Source organism: Catellatospora bangladeshensis, assembly GCF_016862575.1.
Classification (GTDB): Bacteria; Actinomycetota; Actinomycetes; order Mycobacteriales; family Micromonosporaceae; genus Catellatospora; species Catellatospora bangladeshensis.
Window position 1 is genome coordinate 1 of sequence record NZ_BONF01000107.1, and the last position, 698, is coordinate 698.

1 protein-coding gene is annotated in these 698 nt (G+C 69.1%); it reads left to right on the top strand.

Features of this window, described 5'->3' with window-relative positions:
- Positions 1-698: ABC transporter substrate-binding protein (locus tag Cba03nite_RS39445; protein WP_203757711.1), on the top strand; the 698-nt coding region annotated here is incomplete at both ends.

Consider the following 698-nt stretch of genomic DNA (forward strand, 5'->3'; position numbering starts at 1 on the left):
GTCGGTGCAGCCGTTCACGATCGACGGCAAGATCTACGGTGTTCCGTTCGACGTGGGCATGGTCGGGTTCTGGTACAACAAGGACCTGTTCGCCAAGGCCGGGATCACCGCGCCGCCTACCACCTGGGCCGAGCTGCTGACCACGGTCAGCAAGATCAAGGCCGCGGGCATCGTGCCGATCGCGCTGGCGGGCAAGGACAAGTGGCCGGGCCACTTCTACTGGGCCTACCTCGCCATGCGCATCGGCGGCCTCGGCGCGCTGCAGCAGGCCGCCGAGACCAAGAACTTCGACACCCCCGACTTCATCGCGGCCGGTCAGCGGCTCAAGGAGCTGGTCGACCTGCAGCCGTTCCAGAAGGGCTTCCTCGGGGCGGAGTACGGCTCGCCCGACGGGCAGGCGGCGACCATGGGCAACGGCGGCGCGGCCATGGAGCTGATGGGCCAGTGGGCCCCGTCCGTCCAGGCCTCCTCGTCCACCAGCAAGAAGGGCCTGGGCGACAAGCTCGCGTTCTTCCCGTTCCCGTCGGTCGACGGCGGCAAGGGCACGGTGGCGGAGGCGTTCGGCGGCGGCAACGGGTTCGTGGTGGGCAAGAACGCGCCCGCGTCGACGACGGACTTCCTGAAGACGCTGCTGGACGTGGCGAATCAGCGCAAGTCGGCCGAGACGGGTGCGGTGCTGCCGACGGTGAAGGACGCCG